This is a genomic window from Arthrobacter sp. H20 (assembly GCF_000520515.1).
Classification (GTDB): Bacteria; Actinomycetota; Actinomycetes; order Actinomycetales; family Micrococcaceae; genus Arthrobacter_D.
Genome location: NZ_KI914749.1, coordinates 1 through 17,229, shown reverse-complemented (window position 1 = coordinate 17,229; position 17,229 = coordinate 1). Strand labels below are relative to the sequence as shown.

At 61.1% G+C, this 17,229-nt stretch carries 16 protein-coding genes; 12 read left to right on the top strand and 4 right to left on the bottom strand.

The window, feature by feature from the left end; all coding sequences use genetic code 11:
* The first annotated feature begins 66 nt into the window (after nt 1-66).
* From Y703_RS0114270 to Y703_RS0114230, 9 genes are all read left to right on the top strand, one after another.
* Nucleotides 67-1,608 (top strand): GMC oxidoreductase, encoded by a 1,542-nt coding sequence (locus Y703_RS0114270; protein WP_253908067.1) that lies wholly within the window; start codon nt 67-69, stop codon nt 1,606-1,608.
* A gap of 270 nt (nt 1,609-1,878) precedes the next feature.
* Nucleotides 1,879-2,088, top strand: a complete 210-nt coding sequence (locus tag Y703_RS0114265) for a Flp family type IVb pilin (RefSeq protein WP_026553246.1) — start codon at nt 1,879-1,881, stop codon at nt 2,086-2,088.
* A gap of 83 nt (nt 2,089-2,171) precedes the next feature.
* Entirely contained in the window at nt 2,172-2,543 is a 372-nt protein-coding gene (locus Y703_RS0114260; RefSeq protein ID WP_026553245.1) for a TadE/TadG family type IV pilus assembly protein, read from the top strand.
* Nucleotides 2,531-3,565 carry a pilus assembly protein TadG-related protein gene (locus Y703_RS0114255; RefSeq protein WP_026553244.1) on the top strand — a complete coding sequence of 345 codons (1,035 nt, stop codon included), beginning with the start codon at nt 2,531-2,533 and terminating at the stop codon, nt 3,563-3,565. Before Y703_RS0114260 ends, Y703_RS0114255 begins: the two co-directional genes overlap by 13 nt.
* 8 nt (nt 3,566-3,573) lie before the next feature.
* On the top strand, nt 3,574-4,305 hold the full coding sequence (locus tag Y703_RS0114250) for a Flp pilus assembly protein CpaB (RefSeq protein WP_026553243.1): 732 nt from the start codon (nt 3,574-3,576) through the stop codon (nt 4,303-4,305).
* A complete protein-coding gene (locus tag Y703_RS0114245; protein WP_026553242.1) occupies nt 4,302-5,495 on the top strand; it encodes a CpaE/TadZ family protein in 1,194 nt (397 codons plus the stop codon). The genes Y703_RS0114250 and Y703_RS0114245 overlap by 4 nt, the downstream gene beginning before the upstream one ends.
* A complete protein-coding gene (locus Y703_RS0114240; protein ID WP_026553241.1) occupies nt 5,495-6,997 on the top strand; it encodes a TadA family conjugal transfer-associated ATPase in 1,503 nt (500 codons plus the stop codon). Before Y703_RS0114245 ends, Y703_RS0114240 begins: the two co-directional genes overlap by 1 nt.
* Before the next feature lie 39 nt (nt 6,998-7,036).
* Nucleotides 7,037-7,939, top strand: coding sequence for a type II secretion system F family protein (locus Y703_RS0114235; RefSeq protein ID WP_173400640.1), 903 nt, complete (start codon nt 7,037-7,039; stop codon nt 7,937-7,939).
* Nucleotides 7,940-7,949: 10 nt separating this feature from the next.
* Nucleotides 7,950-8,831, top strand: coding sequence for a type II secretion system F family protein (locus Y703_RS0114230; protein ID WP_026553239.1), 882 nt, complete (start codon nt 7,950-7,952; stop codon nt 8,829-8,831).
* A gap of 10 nt (nt 8,832-8,841) precedes the next feature.
* Here the strand turns inward: Y703_RS0114230 and Y703_RS20090 are convergent, their stop codons facing one another.
* Nucleotides 8,842-11,700: a sensor domain-containing protein gene (locus Y703_RS20090; RefSeq protein ID WP_155849545.1), complete on the bottom strand. Its 2,859-nt coding sequence runs from the start codon at nt 11,698-11,700 to the stop codon at nt 8,842-8,844.
* Nucleotides 11,701-11,809: 109 nt separating this feature from the next.
* Here Y703_RS20090 and Y703_RS0114220 point away from each other — a divergent pair, with 109 nt between their 5' ends.
* Nucleotides 11,810-12,295: an Hpt domain-containing protein gene (locus Y703_RS0114220; protein ID WP_051427612.1), complete on the top strand. Its 486-nt coding sequence runs from the start codon at nt 11,810-11,812 to the stop codon at nt 12,293-12,295.
* Between the two features lie 21 nt (nt 12,296-12,316).
* Here Y703_RS0114220 and Y703_RS0114215 read toward each other — a convergent pair whose 3' ends face one another.
* A complete protein-coding gene (locus Y703_RS0114215; protein WP_026553237.1) occupies nt 12,317-13,075 on the bottom strand; it encodes a response regulator transcription factor in 759 nt (252 codons plus the stop codon).
* 285 nt (nt 13,076-13,360) lie between these two features.
* Between Y703_RS0114215 and Y703_RS0114210 the strand changes: the two genes are divergently transcribed.
* Together Y703_RS0114210 and Y703_RS20085 are read left to right on the top strand one after the other, a co-directional pair.
* A complete protein-coding gene (locus Y703_RS0114210) occupies nt 13,361-15,025 on the top strand; it encodes a sensor histidine kinase (protein WP_253908066.1) in 1,665 nt (554 codons plus the stop codon).
* Between the two features lie 10 nt (nt 15,026-15,035).
* Nucleotides 15,036-15,605, top strand: a complete 570-nt coding sequence (locus Y703_RS20085) for a prepilin peptidase (RefSeq protein WP_051427611.1) — start codon at nt 15,036-15,038, stop codon at nt 15,603-15,605.
* Here Y703_RS20085 and Y703_RS0114200 read toward each other — a convergent pair.
* Both Y703_RS0114200 and rplQ read right to left on the bottom strand, forming a co-directional pair.
* Nucleotides 15,602-16,531, bottom strand: a complete 930-nt coding sequence (locus Y703_RS0114200) for a tRNA pseudouridine synthase A (protein WP_026553235.1) — start codon at nt 16,529-16,531, stop codon at nt 15,602-15,604. The two genes, Y703_RS20085 and Y703_RS0114200, sit on opposite strands and share 4 nt — an antisense overlap.
* Nucleotides 16,532-16,554: 23 nt before the next feature.
* The gene (gene rplQ, locus Y703_RS0114195) at nt 16,555-17,181 is read right to left on the bottom strand and encodes a 50S ribosomal protein L17 (protein ID WP_026553234.1); all 627 of its coding nucleotides are present in this window, start codon (nt 17,179-17,181) and stop codon (nt 16,555-16,557) included.
* Nucleotides 17,182-17,229 lie beyond the last annotated feature (48 nt).

Below are 17,229 nucleotides of genomic sequence, written 5' to 3'. Positions count from 1 at the left end.
GCTTGAGAACAGCGGCGAACCGGGCGCGACTAACAATGCAGGCCAGGCCGGCAAGGAGAACATCGCGTGAATCTCAACGACATGCGCACCTACGACCACGACGACGTCGTCGACGTCGTCGTGGTCGGAACCGGCGCCGGCGGCTCTCCCCTCCTGGCGCGGCTCGCTGAACGCGGCCTCCGCGTGGTTGCCCTCGAGGCTGGACCAAACCTCGATCCCGACGATTTCATTAACGACGAAGTGGAAGCACCGCGAATCAACTGGATGTCCGAGCGGCTCAGCGGCGGAGAGGCACCCACCGCCTTCGGACCCAACAACAGCGGCTGGGGAGTAGGCGGTGGCACGCTGCACTGGGGGGCCTTCACACCCCGCCCTGACCTCCGTGACATGCGCCTACGCACCGAGTCCGGACAGGGCGAAGACTGGCCCATCGATCACGGCGAGCTCATCCGCTACATCATCGACGTCGAGCGCATCATCGGCGTTTCGGGCCCGACTCAGTACCCGTGGGATCCGGAACGGCAGTACCTCGAACCACCCGTGGACCGCAACGCTCCAGCCGACATCATGGCCGCCGGTTGCGCGCTCCTCGGTATCCGGGCCACTGACGCGCCGGCCGCCATCCTGAGCCGCGATCGGGACCAGCCACACCATGGTCGCCGCCTCGCCAGCCAGAATCTCGGCACCATCCATCAGGGCGAGCGGTTCGGCAGCAAGGCGACTACCGCTAACACGTTCCTTCCGTCAGCAGTTGCCTTCGGGGCGGAGATCCGGCCTGACTCAATGGTGCACGGCATCGAACGCGACACGCTTGGCCGGGTCTCTGCGGTCGTGTACCGCCAGAACGGTAAAGATTTTCGGCAGCGGTGCTCTGCCCTGGTGCTCGCCGGCGGCGGGATCGAGACACCGCGGCTGCTGCTCAATACCGGCCTCGCTAATTCCAGCGGTCTGGTGGGCCGCAACTTCCTCGCCCACGGTGCAGTGCAGGTGTGGGGTCGGTTCGACGAGCAGATCCGCGGCTATCGCGGCTACCCCTCCGCGCTCATCAGCGAAGACTTCGTGCGCCCCGACAACGTTGACTTCGCTGGTGGGTATCTTCTGCAGAGCCTCGGTGCGATGCCGCTCACCTACGCGACCACCCTCGTGCGCGGGGGAGGACTCTGGGGCGATGAACTCATTGATGCGCTTGATGCCTGGCGCTACACGGCCGGTATTGGCATCAATGGCGAATGCCTCCCCGCCGAGCACAACAAACTCGTCTTGACCGACGAGCTGGATGACTGGGGCATTCCACGCGCGGCCATCACCTTCACGCCGGGCTCGAACGAACAGGCGATCAATGAGCACTCAACTGCAACGATGACCCGCATTCTCGAAGCGGCTGGGGCGCTCGAAACGCGGGCCCTCGCCCGTACCGCCCATACCCTCGGCACATGCAGGATGAGCGCCGACCCGGCCACTGGTGTCGTGGACGCCGACGGGCGCAGTCACGACATCCCAAACCTTTGGATCTCGGACAACTCCACGTTCCCCAGCTCTCTCAGTGCAAACCCCTGTCTTGCTCAGATGGCACTCTCGCTACGGACCGCCGACCGAATGATGCCCTAGCAGGGGAAGCCGACTAGGAGTCGAGCTGGCCCCGCACCGACGGGCAGCGGCGTAGCGTCCATAACTCCTGCCCCGGGCGACTCCGCCGCCCCCCCTATAACTGCGGAATGGTTCCGAATTTCCGAAGTGTTGACACCCAATCACAGGCTCAGCGCAGCGTTTGCACAGGATACGGAAAGCTCCCGAATTGGGCGGTTTGCTAATGCTACTTTCTACCTAGCGACGGCAGGGTGCCGGCGCATCCGTCTCATCACTCTTCAGGAGCATCACATGGTCTCTCTCTTCGCCACCCTGCACGTCCTCGGCATCAAAGCCACCGAACGCCTTCGCCGTGAAGAAACCGGCGCAACCGCCGTTGAATATGGCATCATGGTCGGCCTCATCGCTGTCGTCATCATTGCCGCAGTCACCTTCCTCGGCACCGACCTGGAGCGCCTGTTCGAGGAGATCGTCACCGCAATCCCCGGTGGCGCGGTCTAACGAGTCAGCACACCTTGCTGCTGGGGTGGCAGGGACTTGACCGTTCTGCCACCCCGGCTTTACGCACGATCTGGAGGCTCCCGATGGCCAAGCAAAACGAAACCGGTGCCGTCGCCGTCGAATTCGCGCTGGTCCTACCTATTCTGCTCCTCCTCGTATTCGGCATCGTGGAGTTCGGCCGTGCCTACAACACCCAAGTCTCTCTAACGCACGCAGCCCGTGAAGGTGTCCGGGCGATGGCGATCCACAATAATCCGGTAGTCGCCCGAAAGGCGGCGAAGGACGCGGCGGTTTCACTGAACCCGGGATTGACAGACATAAATTTTTCGTCAATAGCCTCATGCGTCCCCGGCACACAAGTCACAATCACCATTAACTACACCCTTAGTACCATCACCGGAATTGCGGGGCCATTCGCCATGAAAGGTGTCGGGGTCATGCGATGCGGCGGGTAAATATTCGGGAGGATTCCGAGCGGGGGGCGATCAGTATCATCGCCGCCGTCCTGATGGTCGTACTGCTGGGGTTTACTGCCCTCGCCGTCGACGTCGGACTTCTATATGCGGAAAAAGCACAACTGCAAAACGGGGCCGACGCCGCGGCCCTCGGCGTCGCTCAGGCCTGCGCCGATGTGCCTGTCACGACGGATTGTTCTGCGTCTTCTCCCCTTGCCGCAAGCCTCGCGGACTCGAATGCGCTTGACGGGTTCAGCAACGTTCCCCCACTTCTCCTCGACTTAGCCGCGCGGAAGGTCACCGTGGTGACCGGTGCCCAGGAGGCCAGCGGAGAGAATCATGTGTCCTTGTTCTTCGCCAACGCGCTCGGCATTCCGACCGCCGAGGTCGGCGCCCAGGCGAAGGCACGATGGGGCACGCCGATCGGCGGTCCTACGGTTTTCCCTGCGACTTTTTCGATCTGTCAGGTCCAAGGCCGCGTTGATGGGTCATTACAGCGGCTTGGATTGCACGGTGGCAGTTATGCGAACAGCTCATGCAACTATGGTCCGTCCGGGGCCCCGGTCGCCGGAGGATTCGGTTGGCTTGCCCAGGATCCTGGTCAGTGCGGCGGCAGGATCGACGTACTGACGAACGAGGGTGGAAGTGCCACCGGCAACAATGAACCGCCGAACTGCACTGCTGTTTTCCAAAAATGGATTTCGGAGATTAATGCCGGCCGCAAACCAACGGTGTTACTACCGGTCTTCAACGTGGTCAGCGGGACAGGGTCTGGTGCCGTCTATGGCATCAAGACCTTCGCGGCGTTCGAGGTGAAGGGCTGGAAATTTACAGGCGGATCGGAGAGTCCAAGCAATCCAGCGACCTTCCACAACACGTCAGCCCACGTCGGCGGAATGGAGTGCCGCGGGAATTGCCGCGGGATCATCGGCACCTTTGTCACGTATGTCTCTTTAGCGGAGGGGTATGAATTGGGCCCGTTGGATGAGTACGGTGCACGCGTAGTTGAGATGACGGATTAGGGATAACAGTGAAATCACGTTTGATAGGTGGTGCGATCGCTGTTGTGCTGGTGTTGGTTGGTGGCCTACTAGTTTTCTCCTATACACAAGGCGCAGATGAGCGGGCAATGGCAGGACTGGATCCGGTTGGAGTGTTGATCGTTCAGGAAAATGTGCCAGCTGGCACTCCGGTCGAGGACTTATCCACCTTCGTGCGTTCCGAGTCTCAACCATCCGGTGCTGTAGCCATCAGCGCACTTGAAAATCTTCAAGGCTCAGCAGGCAAAGTCACGGCCATCGACCTGGTCCCTGGAGAGCAACTGCTGGCAGAGAGGCTGATCGATCCAGCAGTACTTGAAACGCCGGGGACGGTCCCGGTTCCCGAAGGCCTTCAGGAAGTCACCTTCGCCTTAGAGCCCCAGCGGGTAGTCGGAGGAAAAATTGTCGCCGGGGATACCGTGGGAATATTTGTCTCCTTCGATGGAATCCTGGAAGATGGCCCCGGTCAGGCGGTCACGCAGCAGGTATTTCATAAAGTCCTGATCACGGGGTTTCAACGTGCTGAGGCGACCGCCGAAGAACCAGTGAACACTGAAGCCCTTCCGACCGGCGCGATGCTCGTAACCGCCGCCGTCAACGACATCGATGCGACGAAGATTATTTTCGGTGCTGAGTTCGGCCGGATCTGGTTGACCAAGGAACCCGACGAAGCGACGGAAAGCGAACCGACCCCCATTACTTTCGACGAGGTATACCCGTGAGCCGGTTCGTCCTGATTACTCCCGATACGGATTTTGAGCAGCGGCTGCGGACCGCCGTGTCGGGCGGACTCGAGGGAGAGGTTCGCGCATTCATCACCGCCACACTGCCGACCGACCCGCACCAGTTGTTCGCCTCGCTCTCGAGCCACCCGGAAGTCCTGATCCTGGGACCAGAGATTTCCATCGAGGAGGCATTGCGCTTGTCGACGATTTTTGATGTGCAGTTTCCCGAAATCAGCATCATCCTGGTGAGTGACATCGAGCCGGAACTCGTGGTCAACGCCATGCGCGCCGGTATCAGGGACGTCCTTAACCCCGCCGCGGACCCCCTCCAGATCAGGGTGGTCCTCGAACGGGCATGCCAGGCGTTTGCGACCCGGCGTCGGACCTACCGGGCCGCCCCCGAGGAGCCTCAGGACAAGGGCCTGGTCATTGGGGTCTTCTCCCCGAAAGGAGGCGTCGGTAAAACCACTGTTGCCACCAACATTGCTGTGGGCCTGGGCAAACTGGCTCCCATGGGTGTGGTTCTCGTCGATCTGGACCTGCAGTTCGGCGACGTCGCTTCAGGACTTTACCTCACCCCGGAACACACCATCACCGATGCGGTGTCCACCTCAGCCAGCCGCGATCCCCTGGTGCTCAAGGCGTTCCTTACCGTCCACCCGGCAGGAATCTACGCCCTCTGCGCTCCCAAAAATCCGGCTGAAGCAGATGATATCTCCCCCGATCAGGTAGCTCATCTGCTGGACCAACTCGCCGAGACGTTCCAGTACGTCGTGGTGGACACAGCCCCGGGCCTGCCCGAACTCGGACTCACAGCATTGGAACGCTGCACGGACGTCGTCTGGGTTGCCGGGATGGACATTCCCAGTGTGCGCGGACTGCGGTCAGGACTCGACATTCTCAAACAGTTGAATATCCTGCCTGCCACACGGCACGTGGTCCTGAACATGGCTGATTCAAAAACAGGACTATCCATCCAAGACGTCGAAGCCACCATCGGCGCGCCGGTGGATGTCAGCATCCCCCGGTCACGCGCCGTAGCGTACTCCACCAACCGGGGAATTCCCCTGCTGCAGAACGCCCGAAGCGACCGTGCCATGAAAAGCATGAAACGACTGGTCGAGCGCTTCGACCCGGTCTGGAGAACCAAGGTGCAACGAAAGCTCCACCGGAGGATCGACGTCTGATGAAACTTTCCGAACGCCTCAACGCGGTCCACCACAAGACCGAGCCCACCGCCGCATTGGTTCCGGCACCATCCGTTATGCCGGAGAATCAGCCCGCGTCCACGGCGAACGAGATACCGGAGGCTCCCGATCCGTCGAATAGCCCGGCGACGGTGTTCGCCAAACAGAAACCGGTCCCGAACAACGCCGGAAAGGTCAGGAGCCCCCAACAACCGGTGGATGCCCTGGCCGGGTTGAAGCAGCGAGCCGCAACAGCACTCTTCGATCGGATGGGAGCTCGTTTCCACGACTCGAACCTGACCGAACGGGAACTTCGGGCGTCCGCGCGGGAAGAGCTGGCCCAGGTGATCGACGCCGAACAGGTTCCCCTGTCGGCGGAGGAAAGAACACGGCTGATTCAGGATGTTGCTGACGATGTGCTGGGCTTCGGCCCACTGCAGCGGCTCCTCGACGATCCAGAGGTCACTGAAATCATGGTGAACCGGATGGACAGGATCTACGTGGAACGGAAAGGAAAGCTGGTACTGACGGATTCCCAGTTCAGTTCGGAGGATCACTTACGCAGAGTGATCGAACGGATTGTGTCGAAGGTTGGTCGACGCATCGACGAATCGTCTCCCTTGGTCGATGCCCGGCTTGAGGACGGGTCCCGCGTGAACGCGGTGATTCCGCCTCTGGCGGTGGGTGGTTCGTCGCTGACCATCCGTAAGTTCAGCAAAGTGCCGCTCACAGTACAAAATCTCATCGAGTTTGGCACACTGACCCCAGGGATGGCCGAACTGCTCAACGCCTGCGTCAAGGCGAAACTTAACATCATCGTTTCCGGTGGAACGGGCACCGGGAAAACAACTCTTCTGAACGTCCTGTCCTCCTTCCTGCCCGCAACGGACAGGATCGTCACCATCGAGGACGCCGTGGAACTGCAGATCCAGCAGGATCATGTCGTCCGGCTGGAAAGCCGCCCCCCGAACACCGAGGGGAAGGGCGAAGTGACGATCCGTGAACTGCTCAGGAACTCGTTGCGTATGCGCCCGGACCGCATCGTCGTCGGAGAGGTACGCGGTGGGGAATCCCTGGACATGCTTCAGGCGATGAACACCGGTCACGACGGTTCCCTTTCTACCGTGCACTCCAACTCACCACGCGACGCCGTCGCCCGATTGGAAACCCTGGTCCTGATGGCCGGGATGGACCTCCCCTTGCGAGCCATTCGTGAGCAAATAGCATCCGCAGTGCACCTGATCATCCAGATTTCGCGCCTCCGGGACGGCACCCGCCGGATCACCCATGTCACCGAGGTACAGGGCATGGAAGGAGACGTTGTGACCTTGCAGGATGCCTTCGTTTTCGATTACTCAGCAGGAGTGGATAAGCACGGAAAGTTTTTGGGCGCTCCTATTCCAACCGGAATCCGGCCCCGCTTCATCGACCGTTTTGAAGACATGGGAATACATGTTTCGGCAAGCGTTTTCGCCGGTAAGGAACCCACTATTGGACGATAAGACAGGCGTGCGGTGCAGCTACTGATTGGTACAATCCTGATGATTGCGGCAACGCTACTCGTGCTCACCGTTGTGCTGAACCCACAGCCGGACGTGCCATCGGAACGGAGGCGCCCCTACAAGGACGAATCGGTGTCTTCCCTCTCACGTCTGGCAGGAAGCAGCACAGATGCTGTGAACCGGTACCTCTCAAGAAATAGCCTGAAACTGTTCAAACGAGAGTCATTGGAGAACGCCGGTCTGAAACACAGGCAGGCCGATTTCCTCATCCTCGTGTTGTCCGCCTCCCTGGCGTCAGCGGTGCTTGGATTCCTCGTCGGTGGTTTCCCGGGCGCCGTCGTCCTGTTCCTGCTTACCCCTGTTGGCGCGAGAATTATGGTTACCCAAAAAGCAGGGAAAAGACGAGCCAAATTTGACACCCAACTCGGAGACACCCTGCAACTGCTAACCGGCAGCCTGCGGGCCGGTCATAGCATTCTCCGGGCTATCGATGCCGCGGCCGTAGAATCAGCTGCCCCTACGTCCGAGGAAATGCGCCGGGTGGTTACCGAAACCAGTCTCGGAAAGGATCTCCTGTCGTCCCTGAACGACACCGCCACCAGGATGCGTAATGAAGATTTCATGTGGATCGCGCAGGCGATCCAGATCAATCGGGAAGTGGGCGGGAACCTCGCTGAAGTACTCGATCAGGTCAACGAAACAATCCGCGAACGCAGTGAGATCAAGGGCCAAATCAAGTCCCTGGCTGCCGAAGGGAAATTCTCAGCATACATCCTCATGGCGATGCCTTTCTGCATTGTCGCCATGCTTCTCTTGATCAGCCCCGGCTACATGACCCCACTATTCTCCAGCCCCTTGGGTTGGACGATGATCGGTGTGTCGGCAGTCCTGATGACCATCGGCGGGCTCTGGATGCGCAAAATTATCGATCTGAAATTCTGAGAGGTATGCAATGGACGCGATAGTGCTGGGGGGAATGCTGCTGGTCACACTCCCCCTTGGCTACCTGGGCTGGTCAGCGTTTTCGGTGGACCGTAAAGGTGAGGCTGCTATTCAGGTGAACCTGGTTAGGGGGAGGGAACGGGAGGACGGTGGGAACCGGAACCGATCAGGCCTGCTGATGCAGCTCGGTCGCCGACTTACACCGGATAACTACGCGAAGAAGCTGGACAAAATGCTCTCCCTCGCCGGGCGCCCCGCCTCGATGCCGCTCGCCCGGCTGCTAGCGGCGAAACCGGCGCTTGCCCTTTCAGGGGCACTCGTTGGGTTCCTTCTCAGTCTTAACGGTGCCCCTATCCTTAAATTGCTGGGCTTGGGCATGGTGGCTTTCGGATATTTTCTGCCCGATCTCCTCCTTCTCAGCAATGGCCAGAAACGCCAAAAAGAGATTCAGCTGGAACTCGCCAATACCTTGGACCAGATGCTGATCTCGGTAGAAGCTGGTCTTGGTTTCGAGGGCGCGATGGCTCGGGCGGGGGAAAATGGTAAAGGGCCCTTGGCCGAGGAAATTATCCGCACACTCCAGGACATGCAGGTGGGTCGCTCACGCAGGGAATCCTATCTAGCCTTGACCGAGCGAACCAGTGTTCCGGAACTCCGCAGCTTCGTACAGGCCGTTGTTCAGGCCGATGCGTACGGCATTGCCATTGGCCAGGTATTGAGGGTTCAGGCAAAAGTTATGCGGGTCAAAAGACGTCAACGGGCAGAGGAAAAGGCGATGAAACTTCCCGTCATGGTCCTGTTTCCACTCCTGTTCTTCATTTTCCCCGTACTCTTTATCGCGATTCTCGGGCCAGCTGTCATCAACGCCATTGCTACGTTCAGCGGGCAGTAGGAACACCCGTTCAAGTACCTCGGACAATCTGCGCCCTATGTCCCGCAAACCAGTCCGGAACCCGATCCGCGGGCACTGCCGGCGACCACAGGTACCCTTGCGCAAACTGCACCCGCATCCGACGCAGCTCCTCGAGCTGCCCACAGGTCTCCACCCCTTCGGCGACCACCCGTAAGCCCAGTGCCCGCGCCATCGCTGCAATGGCCTCGACGATGGGGCCGGCATGCACGTCACTTCCACCGAGACCGTCGACGAAGGACCGGTCGATCTTCAAAGCGGTAACCGGGAAGCGCTTGAGATAACTCAGCGAGGAGTAACCGGTACCGAAGTCATCAACAGCTATGCCGATCCCCAGGCTGCGTAGCTTGGCCAGGGTCCTCAGGGATTGGTCGGCGTCGCCCATCAGCACCGACTCGGTGATTTCCAGCACCACCGCCCCAGGGTCAATCCCGGCAGTCCCAATGGCGTCCGCCACCGCGTCGTTGAGCCCCGGGTCCTGAAGCTGACGGGCTGAAAAATTCACCGATATACGCCAGCTTTCAGCACCCGGGAGCTCTGACCTCCAGCGCTGAGCCTCCCGCAGCGCTTCCCTGAGCACCCACAGACCGATAGGCACAATCTGGCCGGTTTCCTCGGCGATCGGGATAAAGGAGTCAGGACCGATCAGACCATGCTCCGGGTGCTGCCATCTCAGCAGCGCCTCGAATCCAATCGGATCACCACCGGCGATGTCCATGACGGGCTGGTAGTGGACTCTCAGCTGGTCCCGCTCGATAGCCCGGGGTAGTTCCGATTCCACCACAAGCCGGAGCTCGGCCCGCAGATGCATTGCTTCGTCGAAAACAACTGCCTCCGTGACCCCACCTCCTTTTGCCCGGTACATCGCGGCGTCGGAGTTCCGCAGCAGCGACTCGGACGTGTCAACGCCGGAGGATATGGCGATGCCGATGCTCACATCGACAAACACTTCGCGTTCCAAAAGTTCAAAAGGGGTCTGCACCGCAGCTCGAATCCGGGAGGCCAACTTCTTTGCGCTGTGCTCTGTCATGTCCGAGCAGACAATGACGAACTCATCCCCGGCAAAACGCGCCAAGGTGTCTTCCGGCCGCACCGCAGCAAGCAACCGGGACGCCAACTGGACGAGCAAGCTGTCTCCCGCTGCGTGGCCCAAGCCATCATTGATCACCTTGAACCGGTCAACGTCGAGGAAAAGCACCCCCACCTGGGTGCCCCTCTGTCCGCACTCAGCGATCGCCAGTTCAATGCTCTCCGTCAGGAGGGCCCGGTTCGCCAGACCGGTCAGGGCGTCACGGAACGCGAGGCGCTCGAGTGCCTGCTCGCCGAGCTTCCGCTCGGTGATGTCCAGTGCGGTACCCTGCATCTTGATGGGCTTGCCGTCGTCGTCCCGCTCGAGAGTCGCCCGGGCATAAACCCACCGAATATCGCCGTCCGATGGCTCCACCCGATAGGTGAAATCGATCGACGTGCCACTGACCAGCAGTTCCTGCCAAATGAGGTCAATCCGGTCGCGGTCATCCGGGTGCACGGCGCGCAACAGGGGCCCCCGCGAGCCCTCTGTTGTCACAGGCAACCCATGAATCCTGCAGTATTCGTCAGATCTCCACACCCGGTCGGCCAGGGCATCCCACTCCACCGAACCAACATGTGCCATCTCCTGGGCAGCAGCGAGCCGGTCTCGCTCGAGGTCGGATGCGGCGCGAAGCCTATTGATTTCCGAGACATCCCGCGCGACGGCGGACGAACCGATCAATTGCCCTGACTCGCCATACATCGGCGAGAGTGTCAGGGAAATATCCAGCAGTGATCCGTCCTTGCGCATTCCCCTGATGTACTGCCCAATGACCGGCTGCCCGCTGCGAAGCCGGTCTCGCAATACTTCGTCCGCCCCTGACCGTTCTTCAGGAGAGAGCATCAGCACACTCTTGCCGATTGCCTCCTCTGCCGAGTAGCCATAGATCCTCTCGGCGCCGGCATTCCAGCTGGTAATGATGCCATCCAGGGTGGCGCCGTTGATTGCATCGTTCGAGAACTCCACCAGAGACGACAGTCGGCTCATTTCCGCTTGTGCCCGCTGCGACTCGGTGGTGTCGGTAGACACGTCGATGACCGCAATCACCTGTCCCGCCGTGTCATACAGCGGCGTGATGGTTGAGTACACCGACAGGCGATGCCCATTCCGGTGCGTTGTCCAGTGCTCCCCCGTCCACGCTTCGCCAGAGGACACCTGTGCGATGATCGCCGCTGCCCTGGAGCCGCTGTCGAACAGGGCCAGCTCGGCCAGGTGGCGGCCGATTGCGTCCCCGGCGCACCACCCAAGCATGGTTTCTGAGGCATCGTTCCAGTAGGTGATCCGGCCCTGCATGTCGATTGCCACAACCGATTGCCCGACGGCGTCCAGCAGCGACGCCTGAAAGGATATTCTCTGCTGCCCCAGCATCTGCGCCGTGATGTCGATATGCGTGATGACCAACCCGCCGCTGTCGCTCCTGCAGATCCGGGTGCGGATCCACCGTTCACCACCGTTCGACTGATACTCGAGTGCAAGGTTCTGTTGATCGCCGGCAAGCACAGTGCGCAGGCCACGCGACACTTCGACTGCGGCGACGTCGCCTTTCCCTGCGGCCCCCTCACACGCCGCCAGGTAGGAAACCCCAGCCTTCTGGGGTGGCAGGGTCTCCCCGAAGGGCTGGGTGAATCCTTCCCACTCCCGGTTGACCGCTGAGATCATGCCATCCGCGGTAAGCAACGCGACCGCGACGGGCAGGGCGTCGAGGGTTTCGCGCAATCCTGCCTGTGCGTAGGGCGCGAGATTGCCGTCGGCCGGGACCGAAGGGCGGAGCGGGGTCATGATCACAGCCTATGCCAACCCTATGCGAGGGCGATCACGAGTGCACAGCGAATAGGAATGGCGCAGCTTTTGCGCAGGCTAACCCAAACTATGGTCGGCAAGTGGGCCGATGGAAGTATTCTCAGGGAATGATCACTGGGAGCAGCACCGTGAGCCGAGCGGTGCTGGCGGTAAGCGCGGCTACGGTGTCCGCCGCACCATTAGCGCGGTGCGGCCCGTGATCCGTCAGCCACTGGACAATATGCCCCTCGTTGACCAGGAAGCGCTACGCGCCCTTTCCGATCAACTCGAGAATCCATCGGCCCTCACGTCATTTGTGCTGGACTTCGTCCAGGCGTGGGAAGAAAAGTACCTGAGATTTGCCGATGCCGTCGAACGCCGTGACCACGCCGCGGCCCTCGATGCAGTATTGAGCATCAAGACCACTTCTGCGATGGTCGGGGCTGCCCGACTTGCCGGGCTCGCAGCACGCATTGAAGAGTTGGTCCGAGTCAATAACATGGGCGAGGCATCTGGTGCTCTGCCATTCGTCCATGACTATGGCCTGCAGACACTCCGCGAGCTGGTGCACTGCTCCGAGGCGCCTCGCGACTAACAGAGCGTCAACCGCATTGGGTCAGTCTCGCGCGGGTGCTAGCCGGTACCCAACCCCACGGACAGTAAACAGCCACCTGGGCTCACGAGAGTCCTCACCCAGCTTGCGACGAAGGTTTCCCATATGAACCTCCACTGCCCGCTCATCGGCGTCGCTGATGTACGCGTCATCCCGATAATGGTGGCCTCGTACCACCCGCACCAGGTTCGCCTTGGTGCGCACCGATCCGGCGCTGCGGAGCAGGTCGTGCAGCAGATCGAACTCACTTCGAGTAAGACTGAGCTTGTTCCCCGTCAACGTGGCGGTTCGGGTTTCGTAGTTGAGCACCAGACCGTTGTGCGCCAACACCCCTGGTTCACTATCGTCGGGAGCCGGTCGGTCGGGGACTCCCACCCCTCCCCCATCCGGCGCCCTGGGCCTGCGGAGCATCGCGGCGATCCGCGCTCTCAGTTCCCGCGGACGGAAGGGCTTGGTGATGAAATCATCGGCACCCGACTGCAGCGCCGTCAGCGTGTCGAGTTCATCGGTGCGCGCAGTCAGCATCAGCACGTAGCAATTGCTCGTCTGCCGAATCCGGCGGAGCACCTCGTACCCGTCAATATCCGGGAGTCCAACATCAAGGGTCACTATCGTCACCTTGTGTCTGCCAATCAATTCGACACCTTCGCGGCCCGAACCAGCGGAATGGACTTCAAACCCGGACTGGGTGAGGACGGCATCGACCAGGTTGCGCACGTCGGCATCGTCTTCGATGACCACTGCCACTCCGGGATCGCTCATATCTCATTCCCTATTCTTCGCTGGATCTGGCCCGAGGGCCATTGCGTTGTTAAGGATTCATCCCTTGCTTTTCACAATACTTCTGTTCGGTCCCCCAGCATACTCTGTCTCCTGATTCCAGCACTTTTGAGCTACGTCATCTGTGTCGAGTTCGTATCAGCCGCAGATAGTCTGTCCCGAAAGGTAGCCAATGCTGGATCTCTAGACATAATGGATATATGCATCACGTGCGGCCTGGGGAAGCCGAAAACAAAATACTCTCGCTACGTTTCCTGCAGGCTGGCTGTGCCTGAGCGGCTCTGGCCGCTCGGCACGGGACGGTTCGAGCGTCATCTTGGGCTGCGCGGGAAAGCGGCGATGTATCAATTGCCGCTTTCGGCAGTTATTTTTGTCATTGCCGCAACCGCACCTCTAGTGAATCCGGAGCTGTTGCAGAGCGGTCTATTCCTGTCTGGGTTATTACTGCACATAGTGCTTTTCGCCTCCTGTTTGCTGATTCCCTGGGAGCGCTTGCCCACGGGGGCGGTGCTCGTCATCCCTCTCGTGGACTTTATAGCCATTGGACTGTGCAGAAATGGTGCTGTGGAGATCCTCCCCGGCATGGGTGCGCTTGCTGCTTTCCCGGTCATCTGGCTTGCCGTGTCAGGTCAGCTCCCCGTCACCGCCACCATCTTGAGCTTCGCCGGGCCATACCTCATTGTGCTGTTTCCGCACCTGCTGAACTCTTCACTGGCGGGAGCGCGGATCGTGGAGACGCTGCTGCTCCCCACCATGATGCTTGCCATCTTCCTGACCATGCGCATCCTGACGTTGCGGGTGCGGCTGGAGCGGCGGGAATTGCACCGGAAAGCTGAGGAAGTGCTAGCGCTTGAGGCTGAAGGCACCGAACGCGAACGGCTCTTGGCGGCAATCCTCGACACGCTCGACGTCGGCGTCGTAGCCGTCGATACAGAGGGTAGGACACTGCTGTCCAACAGGCAGCAACAGCTTTTCCACGAGGCTGCAGACATGCACGACGACGGCCATGAGCTCAGGCTCTCCTGTAGCAAAGGGTCCACTCCGCTTCCGCCGTCGCAGCACCCGATCCGCCGTGCCATCAACGGTGAGTCTTTCTCGAACAACCTGGTCTGGCTTGGCCAGGGCGGTTCCCAGCGGGCGGTATCCACTGCCGCCCAACCCATGACGGGTAGCCGCGGAGAATTCGCGGGGGCAGTCATCGTCTTCAATGACGTGACGGACTTGGTGACGGCGCTGACTGTCAAGGAAGATTTCGTCTCCAACGTCACGCACGAGTTCAGCACCCCCCTCACATCAATCCTTGGCCACCTCGACCTGGTGCTTGAGTCCCCCGACACTCTCACCTCTGCAACACGCGAATCACTCGGTGTGGCCAGGCGGAACGCCGAGCGTCTCTCCACCCTCGTGTCCGATCTGCTCTGCGCGGTTTCAGCGTCAATGAACCTCCATGCCAAACCCACCGAGTTGTCAGGGCTGTTGACCTCCCGGTTGCGCTCCGCCCGTACCCACGCGGAGGACGCCGGAGTTAACCTGGTCTCCGAGTTCCCGGAGCGCCTGTGGGCCATTGCCGACCCCCTGAGGATGGGGCAGGTGGTGGACAATCTGCTCTCCAACGCGATCAAGTACTCGCCCGACGGCGGCGATGTGACGGTCCGTGCCCGCGAAAACAAGGGCAGCGTTCTGCTCGAGGTTGAGGACCGCGGGATCGGTATGACCACGCTCGAGACCGGGCTAATCTACGGGCGGTTCTTCCGGGCGCACAGTGCCCGCGAGTCGGCCATTCCGGGAGTGGGCCTAGGACTAGCAATCACCAAAGCGATTGTCGAGGGTCATGGCGGCACCATCCACTGCGCCAGCTCTCTCGGAAGTGGGACGACATTTACCGTGACCCTCCCCACGGCTGTGTCCCGCGCCCATTCCAGTGCCAACTGACTGGTCGCCAATGACAAAGACTGCATCCGGCTTGATCCTTGCCTTGCCCCAATCGGCGAAGATACTAAGCACTGCAGCCACTGCTCTCTTCAGTGCAGTGGTGATCTGGCGGTTCGGATGGTCTCCGGAAACCCCTGCGTTCCTGCTACTGCCCATTTTCGGGGTGGTCCTCGCGGTGATCGACCTGCGTAGCCGTCAGTTGCCCAATGTCCTGGTGCTACCGTTCGCTCTCACCGGATCGGTCCTGTTGACCGCAGCCAGCGCCCTGTCCGGGGACTGGGGCCGCTTGGCAGGAGGCGCCATCGGAAGCGCTGCCATGTTTGCCCTGTACCTTGTCCTTGCGTTGATCTCGCCTGGCAGCCTTGGCATGGGGGACGTGAAGCTGGCCGCAGTGCTCGGCCTGTACGGCGGCTACGCCGGGATGACTGCCTGGATGGCCACTATCCTGGGGGGCTTTGTCCTGGGCGGCGTCATCAGCCTGTCGCTACTCGTTTTCACCAGAGCGTCGGCACGTTCGGTGTTCCCCTTCGGCCCGCCCATGATTGTCGCCTGCTTCGCGGCGCTGGTCTGGTTCGGCTAGAGAGCTTCTGCCCTCGCGCTGCCGTCGCGGCGTGCGCGGGTTTCAGCTGCGCGGGAACCAATGGCGTCGTCGTCGGGGTATCTGACCTCTTCGAGCACCAGCGGGTGAGGGGCTGCGAGCACTGAGCGGGCTTCCTTGCTGCGGGCCTGCAACCGCTCGAGGAGCCACTGCGGCTCTTTCTCCCCCGTCCCCACCCGCAGCGTGGATCCGATCAAACCCCGCACCATGTTGTGGCAGAACGCATCCGCCTGCACACTCACGATGATCACCCCGTCCTCGGCTCGACGAAAATCGAAACGCTGGAGTTCCCGAACGGTTGTTGCTCCCGGCCGTAGCTTGACGAACGACCGGAAATCCTGCAGGCCGAGAAGTTGTCGCGCGCCGGCGTTCAGGGGATCGACATGGAGTTCGTCGGGGTGCCAGAGCGTGACTGAGCGCGCCAACGGATCCCGCAGCTGGGGCCGGTCGGCGATCCGGTAGCTGTAACGGCGCCACAGGGCGGAGAACCGGGCATCAAACCCCTGCGGGGCCAGTGCCACCTTCAGCAGGACGACGGCGGGTACCCGATGCCGTTGGCTGTCGGCGCTGTTGAGTTCCCTGCTGATAGTTGCCCCGAGCCTGCGCAACAGCGCCGTCTCGGGGGACATCTCCTTGCCCCGGCTCAAACCGTGCCACTCCCCCGGGGTCAGGTCCACATGAGCCACCTGGCCGCGCGCGTGGACGCCGGTGTCGGTTCGTCCCGCAACGGTCAACCGCGCCGGCCGGCGCAGCACAGTTTCCAGGCCCGCCTCGATGACCCCCTGGACGGTCGCCAGCCCGGGTTGCAACGCCCAGCCGGAGAAAGGTGCGCCGTCGTAGGCAAGATCAAGACGGACACGCAAAAGCCCGCTGTCCTGACGAAGGACAGCGGGCTTGAGCTCAGTCATGGTGCTTCAGAGTGGCGGAAGAATTACTTCTTGCCGTCGTCCTCTGTGGTTCCTTCTTCAACTACAACAACTTCGTCGGTGCCGGCCTCGGCGCTGACATTGGTGTCTTCAGCCGCGAACTCGTCGGCCGACGGTGCTGAGTCAGCTGAGTCAGGTGAATCCGGTGAATCCGGTGAATCCGGTGAGTCAGGGGAATCCGGTGACTCGGGTGACTCAGTCACGACCGGTGCGGCTGGAGCCGCGTTGGCCTTGGACTGCTCAGCTTCTGCTACTACCGACTGCTTCGCCGACATTGGCTCAAGAACCAATTCGATGACTGCCATCGGAGCGTTGTCTCCCTTGCGGTTGCCGATCTTGGTGATCCGGGTGTAGCCACCTTCGCGATCAGCGACAGCGGGAGCGATGTCAGTGAACAGCTCGTGGACAATGCTCTTGCTACTGATGACGCCAAGGACACGACGACGCGAGGCAAGATCGCCCTTCTTCGCGAAGGTGATCAGACGCTCGGCGTAGGGGCGAAGCCTCTTTGCCTTGGTCACCGTGGTGGTGATGCGCTTGTGCTCGAACAGTGAGGCGGCCAAGTTGGCGAGCATCAGGCGTTCGTGCGCCGGACCGCCTCCGAGACGTGGGCCCTTTGTTGGTGTGGGCATGATTGTTTCTCCTCTAAGTGATCCCGCCCGCCGCTTCCCAGCGGCGGG

Coding starts and splice junctions, on each gene's coding strand:
- Y703_RS0114265 (WP_026553246.1), top strand. CDS start 1,879: ATGGTCTCTCTCTTCGCCACCCTGCACGTCCTCGGCATCAAAGCCACC.
- Y703_RS0114260 (WP_026553245.1), top strand. CDS start 2,172: ATGGCCAAGCAAAACGAAACCGGTGCCGTCGCCGTCGAATTCGCGCTG.
- Y703_RS0114255 (WP_026553244.1), top strand. CDS start 2,531: ATGCGGCGGGTAAATATTCGGGAGGATTCCGAGCGGGGGGCGATCAGT.
- Y703_RS0114240 (WP_026553241.1), top strand. CDS start 5,495: ATGAAACTTTCCGAACGCCTCAACGCGGTCCACCACAAGACCGAGCCC.
- Y703_RS0114235 (WP_173400640.1), top strand. CDS start 7,037: ATGATTGCGGCAACGCTACTCGTGCTCACCGTTGTGCTGAACCCACAG.
- Y703_RS0114230 (WP_026553239.1), top strand. CDS start 7,950: ATGGACGCGATAGTGCTGGGGGGAATGCTGCTGGTCACACTCCCCCTT.
- Y703_RS20090 (WP_155849545.1), bottom strand. CDS start 11,700: ATGACCCCGCTCCGCCCTTCGGTCCCGGCCGACGGCAATCTCGCGCCC.
- Y703_RS0114220 (WP_051427612.1), top strand. CDS start 11,810: ATGGAAGTATTCTCAGGGAATGATCACTGGGAGCAGCACCGTGAGCCG.
- Y703_RS0114215 (WP_026553237.1), bottom strand. CDS start 13,075: ATGAGCGATCCCGGAGTGGCAGTGGTCATCGAAGACGATGCCGACGTG.
- Y703_RS20085 (WP_051427611.1), top strand. CDS start 15,036: ATGACAAAGACTGCATCCGGCTTGATCCTTGCCTTGCCCCAATCGGCG.
- Y703_RS0114200 (WP_026553235.1), bottom strand. CDS start 16,531: ATGACTGAGCTCAAGCCCGCTGTCCTTCGTCAGGACAGCGGGCTTTTG.
- rplQ (WP_026553234.1), bottom strand. CDS start 17,181: ATGCCCACACCAACAAAGGGCCCACGTCTCGGAGGCGGTCCGGCGCAC.